21 protein-coding genes are annotated in these 25,240 nt (G+C 60.8%); 15 read left to right on the forward strand and 6 right to left on the reverse strand.

The window, feature by feature from the left end; genetic code table 11:
* The first annotated feature begins 17 nt into the window (after positions 1–17).
* The 4 genes from JMJ97_RS07250 to JMJ97_RS07265 all read left to right on the forward strand — a co-directional run bounded on the left by JMJ97_RS07250 (position 18) and on the right by JMJ97_RS07265 (position 5,495).
* Complete coding sequence (locus JMJ97_RS07250; RefSeq protein ID WP_260699718.1) at positions 18–1,502, forward strand: rhamnulokinase; 1,485 nt, start codon at positions 18–20, stop codon at positions 1,500–1,502.
* A 204-nt stretch (positions 1,503–1,706) separates the two neighbouring features.
* A complete protein-coding gene (rhaD, locus tag JMJ97_RS07255) occupies positions 1,707–2,537 on the forward strand; it encodes a rhamnulose-1-phosphate aldolase (protein ID WP_260699719.1) in 831 nt (276 codons plus the stop codon).
* A 103-nt stretch (positions 2,538–2,640) separates the two neighbouring features.
* Complete coding sequence (locus JMJ97_RS07260; protein ID WP_260699720.1) at positions 2,641–3,888, forward strand: MFS transporter; 1,248 nt, start codon at positions 2,641–2,643, stop codon at positions 3,886–3,888.
* Between the two features lie 179 nt (positions 3,889–4,067).
* Positions 4,068–5,495: an arabinose isomerase gene (locus tag JMJ97_RS07265; protein ID WP_260699721.1), complete on the forward strand. Its 1,428-nt coding sequence runs from the start codon at positions 4,068–4,070 to the stop codon at positions 5,493–5,495.
* Between the two features lie 266 nt (positions 5,496–5,761).
* On the opposite strand, the gene JMJ97_RS07270 is transcribed toward JMJ97_RS07265, so the two are convergent.
* Positions 5,762–6,874, reverse strand: coding sequence for a LacI family DNA-binding transcriptional regulator (locus JMJ97_RS07270; RefSeq protein ID WP_260699722.1), 1,113 nt, complete (start codon positions 6,872–6,874; stop codon positions 5,762–5,764).
* A 325-nt stretch (positions 6,875–7,199) separates the two neighbouring features.
* Between JMJ97_RS07270 and glmS the strand changes: the two genes are divergently transcribed.
* Positions 7,200–9,047 carry a glutamine--fructose-6-phosphate transaminase (isomerizing) gene (glmS, locus tag JMJ97_RS07275; RefSeq protein WP_260699724.1) on the forward strand — a complete coding sequence of 616 codons (1,848 nt, stop codon included), beginning with the start codon at positions 7,200–7,202 and terminating at the stop codon, positions 9,045–9,047.
* A 119-nt stretch (positions 9,048–9,166) separates the two neighbouring features.
* On the opposite strand, the gene JMJ97_RS07280 is transcribed toward glmS, so the two are convergent.
* The gene (locus JMJ97_RS07280; protein WP_260699726.1) at positions 9,167–9,868 is read right to left on the reverse strand and encodes a GntR family transcriptional regulator; all 702 of its coding nucleotides are present in this window, start codon (positions 9,866–9,868) and stop codon (positions 9,167–9,169) included.
* Between the two features lie 193 nt (positions 9,869–10,061).
* On the opposite strand from JMJ97_RS07280, the gene JMJ97_RS07285 reads away from it, so the two are divergent.
* The 3 genes from JMJ97_RS07285 (at position 10,062) to JMJ97_RS07295 (ending at position 13,239) form a co-directional block, all read left to right on the forward strand.
* A complete protein-coding gene (locus JMJ97_RS07285; protein ID WP_215693544.1) occupies positions 10,062–11,096 on the forward strand; it encodes a YeiH family protein in 1,035 nt (344 codons plus the stop codon).
* A 265-nt stretch (positions 11,097–11,361) separates the two neighbouring features.
* Positions 11,362–12,579 carry a helix-turn-helix domain-containing protein gene (locus JMJ97_RS07290; protein ID WP_260699728.1) on the forward strand — a complete coding sequence of 406 codons (1,218 nt, stop codon included), beginning with the start codon at positions 11,362–11,364 and terminating at the stop codon, positions 12,577–12,579.
* An 84-nt stretch (positions 12,580–12,663) separates the two neighbouring features.
* Positions 12,664–13,239, forward strand: coding sequence for a hypothetical protein (locus JMJ97_RS07295; RefSeq protein WP_260699729.1), 576 nt, complete (start codon positions 12,664–12,666; stop codon positions 13,237–13,239).
* 349 nt (positions 13,240–13,588) lie between these two features.
* On the opposite strand, the gene JMJ97_RS07300 is transcribed toward JMJ97_RS07295, so the two are convergent.
* On the reverse strand, positions 13,589–14,701 hold the full coding sequence (locus tag JMJ97_RS07300) for an IS110 family RNA-guided transposase (protein WP_260699730.1): 1,113 nt from the start codon (positions 14,699–14,701) through the stop codon (positions 13,589–13,591).
* 154 nt (positions 14,702–14,855) lie between these two features.
* Positions 14,856–15,377: a nitroreductase family protein gene (locus tag JMJ97_RS07305; RefSeq protein ID WP_022094369.1), complete on the reverse strand. Its 522-nt coding sequence runs from the start codon at positions 15,375–15,377 to the stop codon at positions 14,856–14,858.
* Between the two features lie 294 nt (positions 15,378–15,671).
* On the opposite strand from JMJ97_RS07305, the gene JMJ97_RS07310 reads away from it, so the two are divergent.
* The 4 genes from JMJ97_RS07310 to JMJ97_RS07325 all read left to right on the forward strand — a co-directional run bounded on the left by JMJ97_RS07310 (position 15,672) and on the right by JMJ97_RS07325 (position 20,385).
* Positions 15,672–15,962: a hypothetical protein gene (locus JMJ97_RS07310; RefSeq protein ID WP_006235631.1), complete on the forward strand. Its 291-nt coding sequence runs from the start codon at positions 15,672–15,674 to the stop codon at positions 15,960–15,962.
* A 181-nt stretch (positions 15,963–16,143) separates the two neighbouring features.
* Entirely contained in the window at positions 16,144–16,644 is a 501-nt protein-coding gene (locus JMJ97_RS07315; protein ID WP_260699731.1) for a MarR family winged helix-turn-helix transcriptional regulator, read from the forward strand.
* A complete protein-coding gene (locus JMJ97_RS07320; RefSeq protein WP_422110717.1) occupies positions 16,644–18,368 on the forward strand; it encodes an ABC transporter ATP-binding protein in 1,725 nt (574 codons plus the stop codon). Before JMJ97_RS07315 ends, JMJ97_RS07320 begins: the two co-directional genes overlap by 1 nt.
* A gap of 1 nt (position 18,369) precedes the next feature.
* The gene (locus JMJ97_RS07325; protein WP_260699733.1) at positions 18,370–20,385 is read left to right on the forward strand and encodes an ABC transporter ATP-binding protein; all 2,016 of its coding nucleotides are present in this window, start codon (positions 18,370–18,372) and stop codon (positions 20,383–20,385) included.
* A 109-nt stretch (positions 20,386–20,494) separates the two neighbouring features.
* On the opposite strand, the gene cysE is transcribed toward JMJ97_RS07325, so the two are convergent.
* Positions 20,495–21,199: a serine O-acetyltransferase gene (gene cysE / locus JMJ97_RS07330; protein ID WP_035138740.1), complete on the reverse strand. Its 705-nt coding sequence runs from the start codon at positions 21,197–21,199 to the stop codon at positions 20,495–20,497.
* Between the two features lie 223 nt (positions 21,200–21,422).
* On the opposite strand from cysE, the gene JMJ97_RS07335 reads away from it, so the two are divergent.
* Both JMJ97_RS07335 and JMJ97_RS07340 read left to right on the forward strand, forming a co-directional pair.
* The gene (locus JMJ97_RS07335) at positions 21,423–22,061 is read left to right on the forward strand and encodes a DedA family protein (RefSeq protein WP_138113555.1); all 639 of its coding nucleotides are present in this window, start codon (positions 21,423–21,425) and stop codon (positions 22,059–22,061) included.
* 299 nt (positions 22,062–22,360) lie between these two features.
* A complete protein-coding gene (locus JMJ97_RS07340; RefSeq protein ID WP_035138743.1) occupies positions 22,361–23,413 on the forward strand; it encodes a branched-chain amino acid aminotransferase in 1,053 nt (350 codons plus the stop codon).
* Positions 23,414–23,892: 479 nt separating this feature from the next.
* On the opposite strand, the gene JMJ97_RS07345 is transcribed toward JMJ97_RS07340, so the two are convergent.
* The gene (locus JMJ97_RS07345; RefSeq protein WP_171021549.1) at positions 23,893–24,444 is read right to left on the reverse strand and encodes a LemA family protein; all 552 of its coding nucleotides are present in this window, start codon (positions 24,442–24,444) and stop codon (positions 23,893–23,895) included.
* A 211-nt stretch (positions 24,445–24,655) separates the two neighbouring features.
* Between JMJ97_RS07345 and JMJ97_RS07350 the strand changes: the two genes are divergently transcribed.
* Positions 24,656–25,240 carry a TetR/AcrR family transcriptional regulator gene (locus JMJ97_RS07350; RefSeq protein WP_158566281.1) on the forward strand — a complete coding sequence of 195 codons (585 nt, stop codon included), beginning with the start codon at positions 24,656–24,658 and terminating at the stop codon, positions 25,238–25,240.

Genomic DNA, 25,240 nt, shown 5'->3' on the forward strand with positions numbered 1-25,240 from the left:
TCAAAAAGGGAGAGCACATGGAGAGTCGCATCGAGTCCAAGCATTACGCAGCAGTCGATATCGGTGCTTCGAGCGGTCGCGTCCTTGCTGGCTGGGTCGAGGAGGGCAAGATGTCCTACCAGGAGGTTTACCGCTTCGATAACGAGCAGAAGCGCATAGGCGATCACGACTGCTGGGACGTTGAGGCTCTGTTCGACCATGTTGTCGCAGGCCTGCGTGCCGTCAAGGATCAGACCGGACAGGCTCCGGCCACCATCGGTATTGATACCTGGGGCGTTGACTTCGTGCTGCTCGATGAGCATAACAAGATCGTCGGTGACACGGTCGCCTACCGTGATGCCCGCACTGACGGCATCTACGAAGTTGCCGACCAAATTATGGATCCGGCCGAGGTCTATGCCCGTACCGGTATTCAACGTCAGCCTTTCAATACGCTCTACCAGCTGCTCGCCCTTAAGAACGAGCATCCCGAGCAACTCGAGGCAGCCCGAACCTTCCTGATGATTCCGGATTATCTCAACTGGCGTCTGACCGGCATTAAGGCCAACGAGTACACCAACGCGAGCACCACCGGCATGCTCGACGCCGAGAAGTGCACGTGGGACACCGAGATCCTCTCGCGCTTTGGTATTCCCCAGGGCATCTTCTTGGAGCCGACGATGCCTGGTGCCGTGCTCGGCGAGCTTACGGCCGACATCTCCGAGAAGATCGGCTATTCCGCGACTGTCGTGCTGCCCGCTACGCACGACACCGGCTCCGCCTTCCTGGCCGTTCCCGCCAAGGATGACAACGCCGTCTATATCTCGAGCGGTACGTGGAGCCTGCTGGGCGTTGAGAACCAGCACGCCATCACCAACGAGCTCGCCCGCAAGCAGAACTTTACCAACGAGGGCGGCTACCTCAAGCGCTACCGCTTCCTCAAGAACATCATGGGCTTGTGGATGAACCAGTCCGTTCGCCGCGAGATCAACGGCGTCGACTATGTCGAGGGCAAGACCTCGCACAAGGCGCTCATGGATCACAAGGTCGGCTTTGACGAGCTCCGTGCGCTCTGTCGCGAGGCCGAGCCCTTCGAGGCCTATGTCGATGTCGATGACGATCGTTTCCTGGCTCCCGACTCCATGATCCAGGAGATTAAGCAGGCCTGCGCCGAGGGTGGCGAACCGGTTCCGCGCACCGTGGGCGAGATCATGCGCACCAACTACTGCAGCCTGTCCCGTTCGTATGCTAAGGCCATCGAGGGCCTGCGCGAGCTTTCGGGTCACGACTACACGAGCATCAACATCGTGGGCGGCGGTTGCCAGGATTACTACCTCAACCAGATGACGGCCGACACCTGCGGGCTCCCCGTGTTCGCCGGCCCCATCGAGGGTACCTGCATCGGCAACTTTATCGTGCAGATGATCGCCGGCGGCGATTTTGCCGACCTGGCCGATGCCCGCGCCTGCGTTGCCCGCTCCTTCGATGTCAAGCGCATTGACCCCAAGGGCGTCCAGGCCTAACCGAGAGTGGGGCTTGCCCCCCCCCGACTCACCTTTCACCTACCCCCAGCCCCGCGTGCGGCAAGTGACTCCTGCCGGGCACGAGTGGCTCTCTCCGATGACATACGGCGCGGAGGCCCTACATGACACCATGCTCCGCGCCGCCGTCAATCGGCTTTTCACGTTTTTCAATTGGACCTGCGGGTCCCGGAGAGGAGACAGACAATGGCAATGGAAGATCTGGCGTTTATCAAGGGCTTCTGCCGCTTGTGCGATGACGGCTTTAGGCAGGGCTGGCATGAGCGCAACGGCGGCAACCTTACCTACCGCATGACCGACGACGAGGTCGCCGAGGCCAAACCGTTCTTTGAGGAGCCTCGCGAGTGGGTCAAGATGGGCGTGCGTGGCGAGAATCTTGCCGGCCAGTACTTCGTGAGCACCGGCTCGGGCAAGTATATGCGTAATGTCCTGGAGGATCCGCATGCCAACATCGGCATCGTCGAGATCAACGAGACCGGCGACGCCTTCCGCGTTGTGTGGGGTCTTGCCAACGGCGCCCGCCCGACCAGTGAGTTCGAGAGCCATTACATGAACCACTGCGTCGCCGCCGCCCGTACCGATGGCGCCGACCGTGTGATTTACCACGCTCATACCCCCGGCATCATCGAGATGTCCTTCGTGGTGCCGCTGGAGGACCGCGCTTTTACCCGTATCCTGTGGCAGATGATGACCGAATGCGTCGTCGTTTTCCCGACCGGCGTGGGCGTTGTGCCCTGGATGGTCCCAGGTGGCCCGGCCATCGCCGAGGCAAGCTCCGAGCTCATGAAGACCTACGACACCATCGTCTGGGCGCACCACGGCCTGTTCGCCGCTGGTCCTGACTTCGACACGACCTTTGGCCTGGCGCACACCGTCGAGAAGGCCGCCGAGATTTACCTGGCCGCGCGTGCTGCCAACGGCGGTTCGGATGACTTCCTCAACAAGATTAGCGACAAGGGCCTCAAGGATACCTGCCGTGACTTTGGCATCAAGATCAACGAAGCATTTGTTGATTAGTAGGTAAGAAAAGCCGGCGGTTCCGGTTGCTGGGGAGCTCGTGGAAACCGCCGTCTTATCGCTGCTGTTTGGGCAGCTTGGAAACATTGTAAGGGGAAATAGAATGGGAAACACTCGCAACCGCCACGTGAACCCTTGGTGGGTAGCCGTCGTCTCGGGCATGGCATCCTACATCGATTCGTGCGCGATCATCTCTTCTGGTACGGCGCTGGTCATTTACCAGCAGACCTTTGGCCTCGATAACGGTCAGTTCGGTCTGATTTCCGCGGCGCTCACCTTCTGCATCGCCATCGGTTCCATCCTGGGCGGCAGCCTGGGCGACCGCTTTGGCCGCAAGCCGGTCTTCTCGGTCACCATGGGCATGCTCATCATCGGTGCCGTCACTATGATCTTTGCTCAGACCTTCCCGCTGCTGCTGTTGGGCGAGATTCTGATGGGTCTGGGTGTCGGCGCCGACCTGCCGGTTTCACTGGCGACCATCGCCGAGGAGGCGCCCGATGACAAACGCGGCAAGATGCTGCTGTTCTCGGACATCCTGTGGGTTGTCGGTATTGTCGTTGCCCAGGGCATTGGCGCCGTTGTCGGTGACTGGGGTTACCTGGGCGGCCAGATCATGTTCACCCAGCTTGCCGTTGTCTCCATCCTGGTGCTTATCGCCCGCCAGACCATCCCGGAGTCTCCGGTTTGGATTAAGGCGCACGAGGACCGTCTGGCAGGCAAGGTGAGCGAGCAGGCCCAGGGTAAGATTTCCGACCTGTTCAAGAGCCCCTACGCCAAGCCGTTCATCGCCCTTGCCATCTTCTACATTGGTACCAACATCCCAGCCAACTCTCTCGGTCAGTTCTCCACGTGGATCGGCGCCAACGTCGTGTCGCTGCCTATCTCCGTCGTGTCTACCATCGGCCTGATCTGCTACCCGATTCGCGCCATCCTCGACTTCGTCTTTATGAAGTTTGTCGATACCGACAAGCGTATGCCGCTGTTCTACATGGGTGCCGCACTCTACTTGCTCGGCTTCCTCATGTTCCCGCTCTTTGGTGCTTCGACGGTCACCTACGTTGCCACGCAGCTGCTCTACTGCATCGGTGCCGCCTTTGCCTTCGAGGGCATCCTGAAGGTCTGGATGCAGGAGTGCTTCCCGACGCTGCTGCGCACCACTGCTAACGGCGCCATCGTGTTCTCCTCGCGTTTCCTGTGCGCCGTCGCCGGCTCCTTCACTGCCACGTTCATCGCCGTGGCCGGCTACAAGGCCGCCTTCCTGGTTCTGTCGCTGCTGTGCCTGATTGGCTTTGCCGCCGCTATCTGGGCCTTCCATGGCGAGCGCTACAACGCGTTCGACGACGCCGAGTAATTTGCTTTATCCCGCCGCCTTGTCGCGGCAACCTCTGGGGCGAAGGCTTAGTCCCATACCCTCGCCCCACCCTCTGCGCAACTGCAGGCGGACGCGGTAGAAACATGTCTGTTGCGCTGATCTGATAACCGCCGCGTCCGCTTGCTTGCAATCATCAACTTTTCTCATTGGAGGAAATCATGCTCGTTAACACCAAGGCCAAGGTTGGCGTCTTTTCTATCGCCCTCGGTGCCTATCTTCCGCAGTTCCCGCAGCTCGTTCCCAACTTTGAGCAGCAGTACGAGGACTTTAAGGCCACGCTGCCTACGACCGTCGAGCTTATCGACGGCGGTATGGTGACCACCAAGGAACAGGCTCAGGTCGCGGGCGACAAGTTCCGCGCCGAGGATGTCGACTTGGTCATCCTGCAGATGCTCACCTATGCCACGAGCTACAACGTGCTGCCGGTCGTACGCGACCTGGACGTGCCCGTCGTCGTGGTCAACGTGCAAAAGAAGGCCCAGCCCGACTACGCCAACACCGATATCCCCACGTGGCTGGGCGATCTGTACGCCTGCGGTGCTCCCGGTGAGGTCGTAGCCGACCTTAACCGTGCCGGCAAGCGTCACGCCGTGGTGACCGGTGTTGTCGAGGGCGGCGACCCGGCCGTGGCCGAGCAGCTCGAGCAGTGGTGCCGTGCCGCCCAGGTGCGCCGTCGTCTGCGTCGCACCAATATCGCCCAGATCGGCCGTCCGTATCCGGGCATGATGGACCTCTACATCGACGAGACCAACCTCTACAACCGTCTGGGTCTCTACACCAAGCAGTTCGATTGGGAGAAGATGTGGGCTATCGCCGACAACATCGATGACCAGGCTGCCGTGGACGCTAAGGCCGCCGAGATTCTCGACACCTTCGACGTCGAGGGCGGCGCCAAGGTCACCGACGAGCCTATCCAGGAGATGGCCAAGTACGTCGTCGCCTTTGAGCAGTGGGTTAAGGACGAGGAGATCGGTCTGGTCGCCAGCCACTACGACGGCTATGCCAAGGGCCAGGCCGGCGTGCTCGACTCCATGCTCATCCCGGCGTTCTCCATGCTCATCAAGCAGGGCACGAGCTGCGCGGTCGAGGGCGATATGAAGGTCGCCATCGCCATGAGCATCCTCAAGACCATCTCTGGCACCGGCCAGCTTTCCGAGATGTATTCCATCGACTTTCCCGAGGACATTGTCATCATCGGCCACTCCGGCTCCGGCGATGCCGACATCTCGACCGCCAAGAAGCCGACGCTCAAGGTTGTTCCCGTGTTCCACGGCAAGACCGGTGGCGGCTACCTCACCCAGTTCTATCCCGGCCACGGCACCATCACCTTCCTTGGTATCACTCAGGACGGCGACGGCAACTTTAAGTTCGTGGTTGCCGAGGGCGAGAACGTTAACGGTCCGATCTTTACCTTCGGCGACACCAATATGCGCATGAAGTTCTCGATCGGCGCCCGCGAGTTCATGGATCGCTGGAACGAGACCGGCCCGACTCACCACATGGCCGCCTGCCTAGGCAGCCAGACCGACACGATTCTCAAGGTCGCCAAGATCCTGAACGTGCCCGTGGACGTTGTCTGCCGCTAATGGTGTTCCGTCGTCCTGACGAACGGCGGACTCGTTGAACGCTGTGCGGGTCTCGAGCGCCGTATCTTGCCGCTTAAGTCATCGCTTGCGTACATGAAGTACGCAGCGCTACGCTTTCGCGACAACCTGCGGCACTCGAGGTCCGCTCGCTTCGTTTGGACGACTCGATGATTTTCCCTGCTGAAACGATAGAGACAGAAGGGCCCGACAAGCGTTTTGCTTGCCGGGCCCTTCTGCTTAGCGGAGTTTGAGGTGAGCTGAAAAGGCTATAGATATGCACCGAGGTTGATGGCCGTGGCGTCGGTCTGGCTGCTTGCCTGGGTGCTGGCGCGTTCCAGCAGGAACGGCCGCACGAGTTCTTGGCGGTTGATGTCCTCGATGGTCGTGACCGCGGTGACGGTGCGCGCTGCAGAGCCGATGTGGACGTGCTTGGTCTTTGCCGGGGTCTTGTTCTCGATTTGCTCCATGAGCAATTGAACGCCCTTGCGGCCAATCTCGTAGCCCGGGGGCGCTACCGTAGTGAGCGGGACCGATCCGCTCCAAGCGAGTGGGTTGCCGTCGCATCCGGCCACGCGAACCTGCTCGGGGACGGAGATGCCTTTGTCGACCAATGCCGAGATAACGCCCGAGGCTAACACGTCGGTTAGGCCGACGACAAAATCGGGGCGTTCGTCGGCAGGGCGCCCGGCAATCTGAGCGCCAATGCTGTAGCCGTCGGCTGCGGTATTCCACTCTCCGGCGTCAATGACCTCAATTTTGATATCGGGATGCAGGGCGAGGGCCTTGTGAATGCCAAGTACGCGCAGGGTGAGCTGCATAAATGCTGCTCGGCCGACGACGACAATATGATGCGCGCCGCGGGCGATGGCGAGCTCGGCGATAATGCGCCCCTGTGCCTCGTTGTCGGCCGCTACGTAGTAACCGGGCTCGGAGCAATGGATGTCCAGATGGACGATCGGCACGGGCATCTTGGTCATAGCGGGGTGCCAGTCGGGGGATGCCATGGGCTGAACCATGACGCCGGACATTTGCGTGCCCATAAAGTAGCGCAGGTAATGGTCCTGGAGAATATCGTCGTTATCGGCGTTGGCGATGAGTAGGTCGTAACCGTGCTTGCGGGCCTCGTTATGGGCGCCGCTGGCAATTTGGAGCGAAAAACCGTGGTCGAGACGGGGGAGCACCAAGCCAAAGGACTTGGTGGCGCCGCCCGCGAGCTGACGAGCGCTTTGGTTGGGCAGGTAGCCAAGGCGATTGATGGTCTCGTTAATGAGCTTGAGGGTCTCGGGGCGCAGCTTTTCGGGATGGTTGAGCGCGTTGGAAACCGTGCCCAACGAAACCCCGGCCTCGCGCGCGACGTCGCTGATTTTTACCTTTGCCATAGCGGCCCCTTTGATGCGTTTCAAGTACAAGCCAGATTGTAGCATCGCCCGCCCCTAGGGTGTCAAAACCTGCCAATTAGGGACAGGTTTATTTTGGCAGGTTTTATCTGGGTAAACGCTGGAGCCCAGGCCACCACAAAGGTGCCTGTCCCCATTGTGGTGGTTTGGACCGGCTGGACGTGTGTGTATCGAGTGGTATCCAAGTTGAGGTACCACTTCTGGTATATCAGCTTGCGCTTGCGTGAGTACAATACTCGAACGTTATGCGTCTCAGCGCCCATGTGCGTGGACGTTTTGCAGTCACGCGGACGAAGGGATTTATCCTATGTGCGGAATTGTCGGCTACACCGGCTCTGATATTGCAAAGAACATCCTGGTCACAGGCCTTAAGCGCATGGAGTATCGCGGCTATGACTCCTCGGGCGTCGCGCTTGAGGTGGGCGAGGGCGCCGCGGCGCATCTCGACGTTATCCGCCGCGTGGGTAAGGTCGCGGGTCTGGAGAGCGAGCTTTCCAATATCGATAGCGACGCTACCTGCGGTATCGGCCACACCCGTTGGGCCACCCACGGCAAGCCTTCCGTCGTTAACGCTCATCCCCACACCAGCTGCGATGGTCGCATCGCCATCGTCCACAACGGCATTATCGAGAACTTCGCCGAACTGCGCGAGGAGCTGGAGGGCCGCGGCCATCACTTTAAGAGCGAGACCGATACGGAGGTCTTCGCTCATCTGATCGAAGAAGCCTATGCCGAGACGCACGACCTGATGGCCTCTGTGCGCGAGGCCTGCACCCACGTGGTGGGCGCCTACGGCCTGGCCGCCGTGTGCGCCGACGAGCCTGGCGTAATCGCCGTTGCCCGCAAGGACTCCCCGATTGTGGTCGGCGTGGGCGAGACCGGCTCCTACGTTGCCTCCGACGTCATCGCGCTCATCGACGCCACCCGCGATGTCGTGGTGCTCGAGGACGGTCAGTTTGCCAAGCTTACGCCTGCGGGCGTCGAGTACACCGACGAGGCCGGCAATGCCATCGAGCCCAAGGTCACCCATATCGATTGGGATCTGGACATGGCCGAAAAGGGCGGCTATCCCGACTTTATGCTCAAGGAGATCCACGAGCAGCCGCGCGTCGTGCGCGACACGCTGGTTGGCCGTATGACCCCCGCCGGCGAGCTCGACATCGATGAGTTGGGCCTGTCCCTCGAGGAGCTCAACGACATCGACCGTGTCTACGTGATCGCCTGCGGCACCAGCTATCATGCCGGCCTCATCGCAAAGAACCTTATTGAGGGCTGGGCTCGCATTCCCACCGAGGTTGAGGCTGCCAGCGAGTTCCGCTATCGCAACCCCATCATCACGCCGACGACGCTCGTCGTTGCCGTGTCCCAGTCGGGCGAGACGGCCGATACCCTCGCCGCCATTCGCGATGCGCGCATCAAGGGCGCCAAGGTCTTTGGCATCACCAACGTAGTGGGCAGCCCCGTGGCGCGCGAGAGCGACGGCGTCATCTATACCAAGGCCAACAAGGAGATCGCGGTCGCCTCGACCAAGAGCTTCATCGGCCAGGTTGTGAGCCTGACGCTGCTTGCTCTGCTGCTGGCGCAGGTTAAGTACCGTCTGACCACCAAGCAGGCGCGCATGCTGTTCCGCGAACTTTCCGATACGGCCGAGCAGATCCAGTGGATTTTGGATACCCAGACCGAGGCCGTGCACGAGGCCGCCCTGCTGTGCAAGGACGCGCAGTCGGCGCTGTTCGTGGGCCGCGGTATGGGCGCTGCCATCTCCTACGAGGGCGCACTCAAGCTCAAGGAAGTCAGCTACCTGCATGCCGAGGCGTATGCTGCCGGCGAGATGAAGCACGGTCCCATCGCGCTGATCGATCCGGGTTTCCCCGTCATCGCCGTGGCCACCAAGAGCGCCACCTACGACAAGACCGTGTCGAACCTTATGGAGTGCAAGGCGCGCGGTGCCAAGGTCATCGTCGTTGCCACCGAGGGCGACGAGGAGATCAACAAGATCGCTGACTGTATCATCCGCGTGCCGGCCGTCCGCGACGTGTTCAGTCCCATTACGGCGAGCGTCCCGCTGCAGCTGCTCGCCCGTGAGGTCGCCATCCTGCGCGGCTGCGACGTCGACCAGCCCCGTAACCTCGCTAAGAGCGTGACCGTGGAATAGTTGGTTCCGCCATCCTAACAACTAAGGCCCGGTTCCGCGTCATCAGACGGAGCCGGGCCTTAGTTGTGCGGAAAAACCACCACAAAGGTGCCTGTCCCCTTTGTGGTGGTTTTGGCAGGTTAGCGGAGCTTGCTGGTCTCGAAGTACTCGGGGAACTGGTCCAGGACCTCGGTTTGGTTGCGGAACATCATATGCAGGTGCTTGCTGACCAAAAAGCTCGCCTCGATGGGGTCGCGGCCGGCGATGGCGCGGCGGATTTGCTTGTGCTCGTTAACAATCTCCTGATTGTCGAGCGTCTGCGTGGCGGCGCGCAGCCAGCGGAAGCGCTCCAGGTCGGCATTGGTCTCTTCGAGCCACGACCACACGGTGCTGCGGCACGCGATGCTAAAGATCATGCGGTGCATGAGGTTGTCGCTTAAAAAGAAGCCGATGCGATCCTCTTCGGCCATGGTCTTTTCCTGCAGCGCGATGGCTCGGTCGAGCTGCTCGATGCCTGCCGAGGTGGCACGGGCGCAGCACTCCACGATCACCTGCTTTTCCAGGTGCTCGCGAATGTAGCAGGCGCTTTCGGCAAGGGTGAGGTTGATGGGTGAGACGTAGGTGCCGCTTTGGGGCACGGTGCGCACCAGGCCCTCTTGCGCCAGACGCACCAGTGCCTCGCGCACAGGGGTGCGCCCCATATCCAGGTCGTCGCAAAGCTGCTTGACGCCCAGCTTTTCGCCCGGCTTGTAGTCCAGGTAGACGATTTTGCGTCGAATGGTGTGGTAGGACTGGTCCTGCAGGCTCGTTTCCTGCTCGCCGACGTGCATCGATTCTTCCATAGTGCCTCGCAACCGTTCTATCACACTCATATATCAGCTGTTAATTATGCCGCGAATCAGCTCTCCGTGGTGGGTAATTCGGCTGTCGTCCGAGAACTATTGCGGCATCTTAGCCTTTGTTTGCGCAGGGCTGTGCTCAATATTGCCGTATCATAAGCCGTCGCAAACGTGAAATAGAAAGAAGGAATCCCATATGCAATTGGCGAATATCGTACGCGAGCGCTGGAAGGGTGTCTTGTTCTGCCTGATCATCGCCATCCCCGCGACGTTGCTCGGCAAACAGGTTGAGGTGGTCGGCGGGCCGGTGTTTGCCATCCTCTTTGGTATGGTTCTGGCGCTCGTCTTTCCCAAGAATCGTCGCGAACAGCTCGCCGCCGGTGTCACCTATACGTCTAAAAAAGTCTTGCAGTACGCGGTAATCCTGCTTGGCTTTGGCATGAACCTCTCGCAGATTCTGTCCAAAGGCGCTCAGTCGCTGCCGATTATCGTGGCAACGATCTCGACCTCGCTCGTCATTGCCTTCGTGCTCTGCCGCGTTATGAACGTGCCGGGCAAGATCGCGACGCTTGTGGGCGTGGGTTCGTCGATTTGCGGCGGTTCTGCCATCGCCGCGACCGCGCCCGTCATCGATGCCGACGATCGCGAGATTGCCCAGGCTATTTCGGTCATCTTCCTGTTTAACGTTATCGCGGCGCTCGTGTTTCCGACGCTCGGCGGCATGCTCGGGCTGACCAACGAGGGCTTTGGCTTGTTTGCCGGCACTGCCATCAACGACACCTCGTCGGTAACGGCTGCGGCGAGCGCCTGGGACAGTATGCATCCCGGCGCCAATGTGCTCGAAAGCGCCACGGTGGTCAAGCTCACCAGGACGCTGGCCATTATTCCCATTACGTTGGTTCTCGCATGCTGGCAGATGCATCTGGCGCGCAAGGCCGGCGGCGACGCCAAAAGCACGTTCTCGCTTAAACGCGCGTTTCCCATGTTCGTGCTGTTCTTTGTGCTGGCGAGCGTGATCACCACGGTGCTTCAGCTTCCTGCATCCATTACGGCGCCCATCAAGGAGCTGTCGAAGTTCTTTATCGTGATGGCCATGGCTGCTATTGGCTTTAATACCGATATCGTCGAGCTGGTCAAAAAGGGCGGCAAGCCCATCGCATTGGGCTTTTGCTGCTGGATTGGCATTGCGTGCATGAGTTTGGGAATGCAGCACGTGCTGGGAATCTGGTAGAGAGTAGCATATTTGCGTGCTGCGTGCTGGCGAGCGCATGTCCGCGGTGGAGCGATAGGAGCTCTTGCGGGTATGGCTTGTCCGCAGGTTGATAGGTCCCGAAGAGCTCTTATCGCCCCGCCAGGATGGCGATGCGGGGCAACTCATATACTCGCAGGACGGCGGCTTCTGCCCTATAGTGTTTGGTGAGCAATATCGTTCAATTTTGAAACACTCGCCCGCGCGGCCGTCGCCGGCGGCGTGGCGCCGAGGACGGGGGCAAATCATGGATAGCGATGCCAAGCTGAACATCTTGACCGATGCCCTGGCTGCTGCCGGGGCATCGGCATTGGCAATCGATGCGCGTGGGGACGTCGCGATCTCGACCATGAATGACGCGGCGCTTGAGCGGGATGTGGCGGTTTTTGTCGCTGAGCGCCTCGACCGTATAGGAGACGGTGCGCGTCTGGTTATGGGGCGTGCGGGTGCGCGCCTGAGCCTGACCGTTCGCCCCACCGACAAAGAGGGCGGGGGCCTTTGGGTCGTCGTGGTCCGCAAGGTGCGCGGCGCCGCGGCGCATGCGGGTATCGAGTGGCTCAACGCCGACGAGGTTGAGGCCCGCTACGAATCGAGTGCGTACGGCATCGTTGAGGGGGCGACCTCGGTGGCTGCGCCGGTTGCAGAGAGTTACGCGCGCGGTGTGCCCCTTATGCTCGAGGGTGAGCTGGGAGCGGGCCAGGTCGAGATCGCCAAGCGCCTCTATCTGGACGGTCCTTTTGCCGGTCAGCCCTTTGTTTCCGTTGCGCTCGATGAGCTCACCGAGCGCGGTTGGCGCCATGTGCTCAAAAGCGCCGAATCGCCGCTGTTCCAAACGGGGCTGACCCTTTGCATTGAGGGCTGGAACGCGGTTGGCCCCCAGCGCCTCCGCGAGCTGGTCTCCACGATGACCGACACCGCGTTGGCGACGCGCTGCCATGTGGTGCTGACGGCGAATGACATCCCGGGCGGCGGCGAAAGTGATCAAGCCGCCTTTGTGACCGAGCGCTTCGCCTGTGCGGTGAGCGTGGCGCCGGCAATCGCCGAGCAGGGAGCCGCGTCGACGAAGGTTGCGCGCTATTTGGAATATCTCGCTGATGCATTTGGGACGGCAGCGCCCACGCTGTCTGCCGCGGCGACGAAGACGCTCGATGCTTACCGCTGGCCGCGCAATTATCTGCAGCTCCGCGAGGTCTCGGAACGACTGTATATATTGGTGGGGACGGGCACGGTGGACCGCGCTGTGGCGGAGGAAGTGCTCGCCCAAGAGGACGTGATTAAGACCGCAACCTTTGGCGCCCCGACGCTCGAAAGCGACCTGTATATCCTGCGACCGCTGGCCGATACCGAGCGAGATATCGCGCATCTGGTTGTAGACCATCTCCACGGCAACCGAACCCGTGCGGCGGAGGTACTGGACATAAGCCGTACAACGCTGTGGCGCTTGCTGAAGGACGATGACCGTTGAGCGAGGCGCCCGTGACCGCGCGCGACGCGTGTGCTACAGTCCAAAGCGTTATTGTTTCGATTTGGTTACGGCGTGCGAGGGTATATGGCTGAGACTTCAAAACCGAGCCGCAGAAGGCGGAGTGCCGCGCCGGTCAACCGACGCACGACATCGGTGACGTGGGGTAAACACGCCTCGGGGTTTGATGGCTCGTTCAAGCGCACTAAATACGGCTATCCTTCGGCAAGCGCCCGCTTGGCAATGCAGGCAGAGTCCTCGCTGTGGGGCCGCAAACGCGTGGTGGGCTCAAAGCTCAAGCACGACGGCACGCTTGGTTACATCAGTCGCGGGGCGGCTCGCCGCAGCGGGCTCAACCCGGCTGGTTGGCATCGTTATGTGCCGATCGTGGCCGTCGTTGCAGTGATCGTCATCGCACTCGCCGCGCTCGGCTACGCCGGCGGTGGCGCCAACTTGGACGCAGTGTTTAAATCGCCCGAGCTCGCGCATGCAGGCACAGAAGTTATCGAGGGCGCTCAGACCCAGACGGGCGTTGCGCCCCAGCGCGGTATCGTCGCGGCGGCCTCCACCATCGCCGATGCGCAAAAGGACGAAGACGAACAAGGCAGCGAAGCCGAAACGGCCCAGACGAACGAAACGACGACAACTCAAATATCAACATAGCTTGCCGGCAGAAGGGGACGTTCCTTTTAATATGAGCAGGACATTGTCAAGAGGCAAAATCGGGCCTGGCCCCAACGATATGGGGTCAGGCCCTCTCCCTATATCAGCCCGTCCGCGGCGACCTCGGCGTGTCTTACCGACGCTCGTCTTTGCAGTTTAATATCCGCCCGCGGCGATCTCTCGCTGGGCAATCCGTTGCTACGGCTGAGGCTTCTACGTCGAACCGACAGTCTGTGCACGCGTGTGGCGCCCTGGGCGCTCGCAGAAAAGGGACCTGAGGTTCGCCTCAACGGCTTCGGATCGAACCGCTTCCGGGGTGACTGGCTTATGTGCGGGGGACCGCCCCCCCCTACGCCTCCTCGGCCATGAGGCCGACCGCCCATACCCAGCAGGCGAGCTCGCGCGCCGTGGCCACGTTCGCCTTGTTGCCGTGGACCCCGCGCGCGAGCAGCGCCTCCCGCCTCTCGACCAGCCTCCGCACGCCCTTGGCGGCATGCCTCCGGGCGCCCCGGTCCGGGGCCTGGCCCTTGGCGAGGCCCTTCGGCCGCCCCGAGCACGTCAGGTAGTGCCACGCGGCCTCAACCAGCGTCTTCCTCAGGTGCTTGTTGCCAGCCTTGGTGATCGCGCCCCTGCGGTCGCTCTCCCCGCTGGAGTGCTCGGAGGGCGTCAGGCCGACCCACGCCGCGAACGAGCGGGCATTCCTGAACCTCGAGAACTCGCCGGCCTCGAACACGAGGTCGGCGGCGGACGCGGTGTCTACGCCCTTGAGGCAGCGGAGGGAGTCGACCCTCTTCCTCCACCTGGGCTTGCGGGCCTCGGCCTCGACGAGCCCCTCGAGCCTCGCCTTCTCCTCCGCCGCCCGCCTGACCGCGTCGACGTAGTAGGCGAGCACGTCGTTGTCGGCCCTCTCCGCGAACCTTATCGACTCGATCCAGGACCAGTGCGCCCGGGTCCAGTTGCCCTTCCTGCGGCCGGTGGGCGTCCTCTCGACGAAGACGAGCCCGTGCCTGAGCAGGAACTTGGAGAGCCGCTGCTTCGAGCGCGAGAGGTCGTCCCTCGCGTCCTCGAGCGCCCTGGTCAGGTCGCGGGCGGCCTCGCACTCGTCGTCGGGGACCCACACCTCGACCACGTTGCCGACCGACAGCATGCGGGCGAGGAACTCGGCGTCGTTGCGGTCGTTCTTCCTGCGCCTGTCCGCGCTGGGCTTGATCATCTTCGAGACGGCGCCGACCACGCAGTCGACCCCCAGGCCGGAAAGCCTCTTCTGCAGGTCGAAGCCCGTGACCCCGGACTCGTACACGCACCTGGCCCTGGGGTCCACGGAACGGACCCACTCCGCGACGGCGCCGGCGTCGTAGCCGAAGGTCGCGGCACGTACCTCCCCGGTCATGACGTCGAGGGAGACGGCCTTTATCGAGCGGGCGTGGACGTCGAGGCCGATGAAGGTGGTAGTATCGAGCATGGGAGCCCCTTCCATGAATGCGGCGTGGCCGCCACGGTTGGATTAGACACTCACCATTGTCGGCCTAATCCGCGGTCTTTCATGCAGCAGGGGCTCTCAATGTTTTTATGTCCTGCTCATATCGTCTGTGCCGGCAGTTTGGGACACTCCTGCGCTACTTGACGTATACCACGTTGTCGCGGCGCGGCTTTGCCTCGGGTAGCGTGTCCTCGGCGTAGCCAAGAATGCAGTTACCGACACCGCGCAGGCTGCCGTCGGCGGGCAGGCCCCAGCTGGCCAGCAGCTCCAGGCCCTCGGGCGAGTCAAAGACCTCATGCGCGCGGTGAATCCAGCACGAATCGACACCCAGTGCATAGGCGGCGTTGAGCAGGTTGCCCATGGCGAGCGAGCCGTCTTCCAGATGTGTGGGCACGCTGCGGTCAACCAGCACCACCACAACGGTCTTGGCGCCATAGAAGGGGTCGCTGTTGCTGCCCATGACTTGCGCGTTGAGCTGCGAGAGACGCTCGACGGTCGCGGGGTCGGTGACGGCGACAAACGTCACCGGCTGGCGGCCCATGCCGCTCGGTGCATATTGGCCGGCTTCGATAATACGTGCAAGCTTTTCGGCCTCGACGGGACGATCGCTGTAGTTGCGGCAGCTGCGGCGGTGAATGAGTGCTTCGATAGTCTCCATGGTGTCTCCTTGCGGTGGCGTTGCAGATGCCCCGTTCATACCCGTCGGGCTCAAACGATAGACGGTCAATTGCCCGGCCAAAAGGATAGATTCCAATTGGGAAAGTAGGTTTGCATAAAAGTACCTTCAGAATGTGACAAACAAATGGGATGGTTAAACGTTTTATCCCGTCTACCCTGCGGTTTTTTACCACTTGCCTAAATGACGAACGCATAACCTCTGATAAAGGTTTTACTAAAGGAGTACCAACGTTTATCAATGCGCCGTGGTGGCGCCGGGCCAGGAGGTAACATCATGTTCCAGGCTGGAGATGTCGTCGAGACCGATTTCGAAGGATTTCTGAAGCTGCTGCGTTCCAAGACGCGCGCTTTCGTGTCGATCAACGATCACGAGTACTACATCACGCACACCGATGGCTATTGGCGTGTTCAGGATTGCGAGGCCCTCAACGACAAGGGCCACTTTACTGACTGTTCTGAGTTGGTCAACACGGTCTGCGAGGTCGTCGAGCTGCCGTGGATTGCCGGCAAGAGCCTGCATGACAGCTTCTCGGGCGCTACGGTCTATGAGGCCGTCGCCGCTTAACAGGCAATAAAACCCGATTTTCACGTGACCGCTGGCGCCGCCCCCGCGCCGGCGGTCTTTTTCTGCCGATAGGCCATAAAAGTGCACGCATTTGCGGAGAGGCTGTTGACGATAGTCAAAACTCGGACTAATCTAGAGACATAAAATTGGTCAAAAATCGGACAATCGAATGGTGGGATAGATGAATGGTGCGGTTAAACTGGTCGACTTCGACCGGTTGCTCAATGGACTCGACCATATCTATTCGGAGTTCTCGCGTGCCTGCGGCCTTTCGGACTGCGCTTACTGGATGCTCGTCGATACCAGCACGGCGGGCGGCAGTATTGCCGTAAGCCGTCTGACAAGCGAATGGTTCTACAGCAAGCAGACCATCAACTCGGCAATTAAAACCTTGACGGCGCGGGGCTTCGCAACGTTGGAGTTTGCCGAAGGCAGTCGTAAGAACAAGGTTGTGAGCCTGACCGAAGAGGGCAGGCGATTTGCCGAGCGTTATGCGCTGCCGGCACTCAAGGCCGAGCAGCGAGCCTTTGGCGCGCTTGAGCCGTGTGAGCAGCGCGAAATCATGCGCCTAATCGGAAAATTTTCCCATGCGCTCGGCGATGAGTGCGATGCCTTTAAGCAGCATATCGCTGCCGAGAGCCAGGCCGAGAATCAAGGTGAGGGGGAGTCGTGCGACTGTTAATGAGGTTTATGAAGCCATATCGAGGGCTTGTCGCAGTGACGCTGCTGGTGCTGCTGGTGGATAACGTCGGTACGCTGTTGGTTCCCACGATGCTGGCGAACATGGTCAACACCGGTATTACCACGGGCGATGTCGACTACATTTTACGCAACGGCCTATACATGTTTATCGCGACCAGCATGGCTAGCGGCGGCACGGTGCTGGGCTGCTATCTTTCGGCGCGCCTGGCCGCCAACGTGGCTTGCGATATCCGCAATGCCGTGTACGACAAGTCGCTCGAACTCGCGGCCAGCGATTTTGAGCGCTTTGGCACCGGATCGATGATCACGCGCTCGCTCAACGACATCAACGTGATTCAGCAGGCGATTCTGCAGACGATTCAGCTGGTGCTGCCCGTGCCGTTTTTGGCTGTGGCAGGCATCATCTTCGCCTGGTTTATCGATCCTGCCATGGGCACGCTTCTGGGCGTAGTCGTTGCGATTGTGCTGGTGGCGGCGGTCTTTACGGTTGCCAACGCGGCTCCGATCTTTATGCGCTTGCAGAGCTTTATCGACCGCATGAACGTGGTGCTGCGCGAAAACATTGTGGGCGTGCGCGTCATCCGTGCGTTTAACAAGGAACGCCATGAGGAGCAACGCCTAGACGAGGTGTTTAGCGATTACGCCGCCAACGCCATCAAGGTCAACCACCTGTTTGTGGGCCTCGACAGCTCCAGCTTCTTTTTGATGAACATCGCCGAGGTGGCGGTGCTGTGGGTGGGCGGCAACCGCGTGGGCGCCCATGCGATGCAGATTGCGAGCATCTCTGCGGTGCTGGAGTATGCAATCCTGATCCTGTTCTTTGTGATGATGGCGCAGATGGTGGTGCTAACGCTGCCACGCGCCGCGGCATGCCTAAGCCGTGCGCAGCAAGTGCTGGAGATTGAGCCGAGCATCGTCGATGGCGAGCGCACGCTGGGTGACGGGGCGCCTGCCTCCGAGGACGATGCGGATGCTGTTGCCGTGTTCGATCATATGTCGTTTCGCTTTGACGATGCCGACGAGGACACCCTGTGCGACCTGAGCTTTGCCTGTCGTCGCGGTCAGACGACCGCAATCGTCGGCTCGACGGGTTCGGGCAAGTCGACGGTGGCAAAGCTTTTGCTGCGTTTTCACGATGCCACGAAGGGCGCCATTCGATTGGTCGGCGTCGATCTGCGCGAGCTTCCGCAAGATGAGATCCGTGGATGCATCGCCTATGTGCCGCAGAAGGCGTGGCTGTTCTCGGGCACGGTGGCGAGCAACCTTCGCTTTGGTAACGAAGGCGCGACCGAGGGCGACATGCTTCACGCGCTTGAGGTTGCCCAGAGCACCTTTGTACTCGACCAACCGCAGGGGCTCGATACCCCGGTTGCCCAGGGCGGTACGAACTTTTCGGGCGGCCAGCGCCAGCGCCTGGCCATTGCTCGCGCGCTCATGAAGCGCGCCGACCTGTATATCTTCGACGATAGTTTTTCGGCCCTGGACTTTAAGACCGATGCGGCCCTGCGCCATGCGCTGCAGGACGAGACGCGCGACGCCGCGGTGCTCATCATCGCGCAGCGCATCTCGACTATTTTGCATGCCGACCAGATCGTTGTGCTCAAGGACGGCGAGGTCGTGGGCTTGGGCACGCATGGCGAGCTTATGGAAACCTGCGAGGTGTACCGCGCCATCGCGGAATCGCAAATGAAGGGAGGTGAGTAGCATGACCAAGGAGCTCAAGAAACAGGGCGGCCTTGTCGATGCCGCCGCTGCGGGCGCGGTCGAGGAAGCGGTCGAGCAGGCTGCCGTGGCACCCGAGCTGGATGACGCCGCCAAGGCTGCAGCCGAGTGCGAGGCTCGCCGCCAAGCGCTCTACGAGGAAAACGAACGTGCCGAGGACGAGCGCGCCCGCGCCGAGGCAGAGCGTATGCGCGACGTGGACGACGAGGACGAGGACGAGAAACCCCGCGACACCTGGGCGACGGTGCGCCGCCTGTGGAGCGAGGCTGCCGGCGACCATTGGCGCTTCTATATCGTGTTCGCGAGCATTGTGTTCTATGCCATCTTTAACACCGCCGCGCCGGCATATAGCGCCCGCGTGATCGATGAGCTGTGGGGCCACATTCAGGTGGCGTTTGCCAACAACGCCACCTTCAACATCACCTGGGAGAACTGCGGCAGGACCATCTTCATCTACTTTATGATTTGGACGGCCGCCGCCTCGTTCTACGCGCTCCAGAGCTTTTTGATGTCGAGCGTTGCCGAGCGCCTCAACCTGTGCCTACGCAACCGCATCGCACAAAAGCTCAACCGTCTGCCGCTTGCCTTTTTTGACGCGCATCGTCCCGGTGAGGTCGTCAGCCGTGCGACCAACGACTTGGACAAGATGTCCGAGAGCATGCAGCGCGGCTTGCTGCAGCTGCTGGTGTCGATTGGCACCGTGGTGGGCGCCGTGAGCGTGATGTTCGTGTTTAGCGTGCCACTTACGCTGGTCTTTTTGTTCTTTACGGCGTTGTCGCTGCTGGTGACCAAGGTGGTCTCGCGCCGCACGCATGACGTAACCGGTGAGCGCCAAGAGTGGGTGTCCAAGATTACGAGCGCGGTCGAGGAAGGCTACTCGGGCCGTCTGGTGATTCGCGCGTTTAACCGCGAGCGCCAGAGCTCTGCCGAGGTGCACGAGGCCTCGGGCGAGCTGGCACGTGTGAGTGCCAAGGCCGACTTCATGATTAACGCCGTCGGCCCCGCGGTGCGCTTTATCGGCCGCTTGGCACAGATCGTGATTGCGATTGTGGGCTGCAGCATGCTGGTTGCCGGCCACATGACTGTCGGCGTGTTCCAGGCGTTCTTCCAGTTTATCTACGAGGCATCTGAGCCCATGACGCAGCTGTCGTTTACCTTCAACTCGCTGCAGAGCGCGCTGGCGAGTGCGGAGCGCGTGTTCGACCTGCTCGATGAGCCCGAGATGGAGGTGGATCCGCAGCCGGGCGAGGCTGCCAGGCTACCGGGTCGCGTGGAGGGCCGCGTCGCCTTTGAGCACGTGCGCTTTGGCTACACGCCCGAAAAGCCGCTTATGCGCGACGTGTCGTTTACCGCCGAGCCGGGCCAGAAGATTGCCGTGGTGGGAACCACGGGCGCGGGCAAGACCACGCTCATCAACCTGCTCATGCGCTTCTACGAGATCGACGGCGGGCGCATTACGCTCGACGGCGTGGATACGCGCCTTATGAACCGTGGCGAGCTACGTCAGCAGTTTGGCATGGTGCTGCAGGACGCCTGGCTGTTCGACGGCACGATTGCCGAAAACATCGCCTACGGCTGCCCCGAGGCAACGCACGACGAAATTGTGGCGGCTGCGCGCGCCGCGCGGGTCGACTTCTTCGTGCGCACCATGCCGCAGGGCTACGACACGCGCGTGGCCAACGATGCCGAGAGCATTAGTCAAGGCCAGCGCCAGTTGCTGACCATCGCGCGCGTGCTGCTCAACAACCCGGCGATTCTCATCCTGGACGAGGCGACCTCAAGCGTGGACACGCGTACCGAGCTTGCCATCGGCCGTGCCATGGACGCGCTTATGCGCGGGCGCACGAGCTTTGTGATCGCGCATCGCCTGTCGACGATCGTGGACGCCGACCTGATCTTGGTCATGGACCACGGCAACATTATCGAGCAGGGCACGCATAAGGAGCTGCTCGCAGCCGAGGGCGCTTATGCCGACCTCTATCTGAGTCAGTTCGCATAATGTGACAAAGGGACAGTCCCGCATGTCACATCACAAATAAGGCGCGCCGGGGGTGAATCCTCTGGCGCGCCTTTGCGTTGGCGTCAATGTTGTCGGTGGTCGTCCGCCTCTAGCGTTCGTCCACGAGCTTGGCGACGAGGGCTTTGAGCTCGGCCACCTCTCGCTCGAGTTCCTTGACGCGGCGGGCGTTCTCGGTGATGCCCTGGCGGTTGAGCGCGGACTGCTCGGCGGCGTCGTCGGGCATGTACTCGCGATGCTGCTTGGCATCGAAGCTCTCCTCGAACACGCGGCAGCCGTTGCGCTTGATGATGCGTCCCGGCACGCCCACGACGGTGCAGTTGTCGGGGACGTCCTTAACGACGACCGAGTTGCCGCCGATTTTGACGTTGTTGCCGATGCGGATGTTGCCGAGCACCTTGGCACCCGTGCCCACGGTGACGTTGTTGCCCAGGGTGGGGTGGCGTTTGCCGGTCTCGTTGCCGGTACCGCCGAGCGTGACGCCCTGATAGAGCACGCAGTTGTCGCCCACAATGGTGGTCTCGCCGATGACGACGCCCATGGCGTGATCGATAAAGAAGTGCTTGCCAATCTGCGCGGCAGGGTGAATCTCGACGCCGGTGATGTGGCGGGTGATTTGCGAGAGCACGCGGGCGAGCGAGCGATGACCGTGCTCCCACAGCCAGTGCTCGGGCACGTGGTTCCACTTGGCGTGCAGGCCAGGATAGGAAAGGAAGATGACCAGACCGTTTTGCGCGGCGGGGTCCTGCGCCTGGACGGTCTTGATGTCCTCGCGAATGGTATTGATAAAGCTCACCGGCCGCCCTCCCTTAGCGCCATGGCAATGCGATTCAATAAAGTATAGCGATTCGCTAGGGATTAAAAAGGACAATCTTGGCGGCTTTGCGCTACAAGTGTCAGTTATGCAAACTTGCTGGTAATGGAGTCATGCTTTTGTGGGGTTGCGCACGAGGGGGCACCGCAACCGTATACTGGTCAACTTGGACGTATCCGCGCCCACAACTGAGAGGTTTTACTTCATGGGTTTCATCAATTTTATCGCCGAGCTGCTTAAGGACCCGCGCACCGCGATCGCCAGCTGGATCGCCGCCGGCCCGCTTATGGCCTACGGCTGCGTGTTCCTGATCATCTTTATCGAGACGGGCGTGGTGTTCTTCCCGTTCCTTCCCGGTGATTCGCTGCTGTTCGCCTCGGGTTTCTTTGCCCACAACGGCGGCTTTAACATCGTGGCGCTTCTGGCCACCGCATGGGCCGCTGCCATTTTGGGCGATCAGTGCAACTTTATGATCGGTCACTTCTTTGGCCGCAAGATCATCGCTTCGGGCAAGGTCAAGGCCATGACGCCCGAGCGCATCAAAAAGTCCGAGGACTTCTTGGACAAGTGGGGTCACCTGGCCATCTTCCTGGGTCGCTTCTTCCCGTTTATCCGCACCTTTGTGCCCTTTATCGCTGGCATGGGCGGCATGCACTGGCGCAACTTTGTCGTCTTTAACGTGCTGGGCGGCATTACCTGGTCGACGGTCTTTACGCTGCTGGGCTACTTCTTTGGCGGCATTCCCTTTGTGCAGGAGCACTTTGAGCTGCTGATTATCGGCATCGTTGCCGTGTCGATCATCCCGACCGTGGTCGGTCTGGTTAAGGCCAAGCTGGGTAAATAGAACGCCTAGCTCGAGCCAGCGCGCAGACCGTACAGTTGAGGCCCGTCACCGCTTACGGTGGCGGGCCTCTTTAGCTTCGGTCAAATGAAAATACTTTAGTTAGTTAAAGAAAAAACGTTTTATCCGACGCGCGTGCGGAGTACAATCTCGTGCATGCGAATCGACGTGCCATCGGCTTTGATGCCGTTTGCGTGTCCCGTCCGGCTCTACGCTCCGGGCGTGTGACGTTGCGACGCGGTCGGCCTCGGTCCTTGCGTGCGGGTTCGCGAGTTTGCAACTGTGTATGTAAGGAGCGGCATATGACTGTCGAGAAGAAGGATATCGATTGGGGTAGCCTCGGCTTTGGCTACATGAAGACCGATTACAGCTACGAGGCCCATTGGAAGGATGGCGAGTGGGACGAGGGCGGCCTGACCACCGACCACACCCTGCACGTCTCCGAGTGCGGCGGCATCTTCCATTACTGCCAGGAGGTCTTTGAGGGCCTGAAGGCCTACACCGCCGAGGACGGCAGCATCGTCTGCTTCCGTCCCGACATGAACGCCGAGCGTATGTACAACTCTGCCCAGCGCCTCGAGATGCCCCCGTTCCCCAAGGACAAGTTCGTTGAGGCCGTCAAGCAGGTCGTTTCTGCCAACGCCGCCTGGGTTCCGCCCTTCGGTTCCGGCGCGACCCTGTACGTGCGTCCGTTTATGATCGGTTCCGGTGACGTGATCGGCGTGGCTCCCGCTCCTGAGTACACGTTCCGCATTCTCGTGACCCCGGTCGGTCCGTACTTTAAGGGTGGCCTCAAGCCCGTCAAGCTGCGCGTTTCCGAGTACGACCGCGCCGCACCGCACGGCACCGGCAACATCAAGGCCGGCCTGAACTACGCCATGTCCCTCAAGCCCACGATGGAGGCCCATCGCGAGGGCTATGCCGAGAACCTGTATCTCGACTCCGAGTCCCGCACCTATGTCGAGGAGACCGGCGGCGCCAACGTCCTGTTCGTGAAGGAGGACGGCACCCTCGTCGTTCCGCAGTCGCACACCGACTCCATCCTGCCCTCCATCACCCGCCGTTCGCTCGTTCAGGTTGCTCAGGACCTGGGCATGACCGTCGATCAGCGTCCCGTCGAGTGGGCCGAGGTCAAGGCCGGCACCTTTGTTGAGTGCGGCCTGTGCGGCACCGCTGCCGTCATCTCCCCGGTTGGCGAGATCGACAACAAGGTTTACGGCGCCGACGAGACCGTGACCTTCCCGGCTGGCTACACCGAGATCGGTCCTGTGATGAAGAAGCTCCGCGAGACCCTGACCGGCATCCAGTCTGGTGCTGTTGAGGACAAGCACAACTGGGTTTACACCGTCGCGTAATTTGTCTTACCTATCCGGGCAGAGAGCAAGTTCCCTCCCGGCGCGTCCTCGGACATGCAAGAAGCCCTCGCTGCGCACTTCGTGCGGCGAGGGCTTCTTGCGTCCTGCGGAGTGCGCCGGAAAGGAAGGTCGCCCTTTTGTTTTGCTTCGCGCCATGTGGGGGCGGTGGCGACGTGCATTTTTGCGAGTATTCTGCAATCGAAGGCCCCTGCATACCGACCTCGGGCAAAAAATCGGGATTTCTCGATGTTTTCTACGGATGATGGGCGGGGTTATGGGCTGACAGCGGTTGATTTGCAGGGATATTCGCGGTCTTTGGCATTTATCGTGGCACCCGAAGCTCTCGGTTATGTTGAATACTCCTAAAAATGCACGGCGCTTAGAGGGGGACCTTCGCGAAAAGGAAACTGCCCCGTCGAAGTATGCATTCGACGGGGCAGTTTATACATTTGGCCGATTAAGGATGCGCTGTCAAACTATTAGAACTTGACGGTCGGGGCCTGGCGGGCTGCTTCGGCGGCCTCGAAGCCCTGGCGCTCCTTAAACTGGAAGATGCCAGCAAAGATGACAGCCGGGAACGTCTGAATGGCGTTGTTGTAGCTGAGCACGCAGTCGTTGTAGCTCTGGCGTGCATAGCTAATCTTGTTTTCGGTATCCTCGAGCGATGCCTGCAGCTGCGTAAAGTTGGTGTTTGCCTTAAGATCGGGATAGGCCTCGGCCACGGCGAAGAGCTGGCGCAGCGCACCGGTCAGCACGTTGTCGGCTTCCATCTTGGCCTCGGGCGTGGTGGCCTTGACGGCGGTGTTACGCGCGCTGATCACGGCGGAGAGCGTCTCCTGCTCGTGCTTGGCGTAGCCCTTGACGGTCTCGACCAGGTTGGGGATCAGGTCGTTGCGGCGCTGCAGCTGCGTATCGATGTTCTGCCAGGCGTTATCGATGCGGTTACGCTTGGTGACCATGTTGTTGTAGATGCCGGCGATGGCGCAGGCAATCACAATGACAACAACGATGCCGATGATGACGGGAAGCATGATGTCTCCGTTTCGAATGGCCGCGGCGGCATGCGCCAGCTGCCGTTGGTATAACGCTACTAGTATACCCGCAACGTTTTGCCGTGCCGAACTTTCCGGTAAGCGTTGTGTTTTCGGCGGGGCCGGCACCGGGGCAAAGCGCGCGAGGTACAGGTGTACGATATGCGACAGATTGACGAGTGTTGTCTTTGCCCTGAGGATGGCGATACCAGTGGACCTTCGCATTAAGAAAACCTACCGCGCCCTGTTCGATGCCTTCACCGAGCTTCTCGAGGAGCATCGTTTTGAGGACCTGACGGTTGCCATGCTGTGCGACCGCGCCATGATTCGCCGTACGACGTTCTACAAGCACTTTCGCGACAAAAACGATTACTTTGCCTTTTATATCGATGAGCTCATGTCGGGCTTGCCGCAAAAACAGCCCGATGAGGCCGGCGCAGTGTCTGCCGAGGACGTGCGCGCGCTTCGGCACGCGATTTTGGACGATGCCATGGATTTGATTCTTGCGCACGAGCAGCTCATGGATAACATTTTGGCAAGCAGCATGTCGGGCATGTTGACCAATGTTATTTGCGACCGCATTGCCCGCTCCATCCGCGAGCGTGTGATGAACGTGCTTGCCGAGGATGCCCTGGCCCCCGTGTCACTCGAGACGACGTCTGAGTTTGTTGCCGGCGGTATTATTCGACTTTTCACGATATGGTGGGAATCGGGCCACGATCTTGAGCGTCGACCCGAGATAGCCGACGTGGTCGATGCGCTGTTTGAGCGGACCATGACACCGGTGAATCACTAA

It is taken from the genome of Collinsella aerofaciens (assembly GCF_025289055.1).
In the GTDB taxonomy this organism is placed as follows: Bacteria; Actinomycetota; Coriobacteriia; order Coriobacteriales; family Coriobacteriaceae; genus Collinsella.

What these genes read in the sequence shown, in the direction of transcription:
- JMJ97_RS07250 (WP_260699718.1), top strand. Translation starts at nt 18, where the DNA reads ATGGAGAGTCGCATCGAGTCCAAGCATTACGCAGCAGTCGATATCGGT.
- rhaD (WP_260699719.1), top strand. Translation starts at nt 1,707, where the DNA reads ATGGCAATGGAAGATCTGGCGTTTATCAAGGGCTTCTGCCGCTTGTGC.
- JMJ97_RS07260 (WP_260699720.1), top strand. Translation starts at nt 2,641, where the DNA reads ATGGGAAACACTCGCAACCGCCACGTGAACCCTTGGTGGGTAGCCGTC.
- JMJ97_RS07265 (WP_260699721.1), top strand. Translation starts at nt 4,068, where the DNA reads ATGCTCGTTAACACCAAGGCCAAGGTTGGCGTCTTTTCTATCGCCCTC.
- JMJ97_RS07270 (WP_260699722.1), bottom strand. Translation starts at nt 6,874, where the DNA reads ATGGCAAAGGTAAAAATCAGCGACGTCGCGCGCGAGGCCGGGGTTTCG.
- glmS (WP_260699724.1), top strand. Translation starts at nt 7,200, where the DNA reads ATGTGCGGAATTGTCGGCTACACCGGCTCTGATATTGCAAAGAACATC.
- JMJ97_RS07280 (WP_260699726.1), bottom strand. Translation starts at nt 9,868, where the DNA reads ATGGAAGAATCGATGCACGTCGGCGAGCAGGAAACGAGCCTGCAGGAC.
- JMJ97_RS07285 (WP_215693544.1), top strand. Translation starts at nt 10,062, where the DNA reads ATGCAATTGGCGAATATCGTACGCGAGCGCTGGAAGGGTGTCTTGTTC.
- JMJ97_RS07290 (WP_260699728.1), top strand. Translation starts at nt 11,362, where the DNA reads ATGGATAGCGATGCCAAGCTGAACATCTTGACCGATGCCCTGGCTGCT.
- JMJ97_RS07295 (WP_260699729.1), top strand. Translation starts at nt 12,664, where the DNA reads ATGGCTGAGACTTCAAAACCGAGCCGCAGAAGGCGGAGTGCCGCGCCG.
- JMJ97_RS07300 (WP_260699730.1), bottom strand. Translation starts at nt 14,701, where the DNA reads ATGCTCGATACTACCACCTTCATCGGCCTCGACGTCCACGCCCGCTCG.
- JMJ97_RS07305 (WP_022094369.1), bottom strand. Translation starts at nt 15,377, where the DNA reads ATGGAGACTATCGAAGCACTCATTCACCGCCGCAGCTGCCGCAACTAC.
- JMJ97_RS07310 (WP_006235631.1), top strand. Translation starts at nt 15,672, where the DNA reads ATGTTCCAGGCTGGAGATGTCGTCGAGACCGATTTCGAAGGATTTCTG.
- JMJ97_RS07315 (WP_260699731.1), top strand. Translation starts at nt 16,144, where the DNA reads ATGAATGGTGCGGTTAAACTGGTCGACTTCGACCGGTTGCTCAATGGA.
- JMJ97_RS07320 (WP_422110717.1), top strand. Translation starts at nt 16,644, where the DNA reads ATGAGGTTTATGAAGCCATATCGAGGGCTTGTCGCAGTGACGCTGCTG.
- JMJ97_RS07325 (WP_260699733.1), top strand. Translation starts at nt 18,370, where the DNA reads ATGACCAAGGAGCTCAAGAAACAGGGCGGCCTTGTCGATGCCGCCGCT.
- JMJ97_RS07335 (WP_138113555.1), top strand. Translation starts at nt 21,423, where the DNA reads ATGGGTTTCATCAATTTTATCGCCGAGCTGCTTAAGGACCCGCGCACC.
- JMJ97_RS07340 (WP_035138743.1), top strand. Translation starts at nt 22,361, where the DNA reads ATGACTGTCGAGAAGAAGGATATCGATTGGGGTAGCCTCGGCTTTGGC.
- JMJ97_RS07345 (WP_171021549.1), bottom strand. Translation starts at nt 24,444, where the DNA reads ATGCTTCCCGTCATCATCGGCATCGTTGTTGTCATTGTGATTGCCTGC.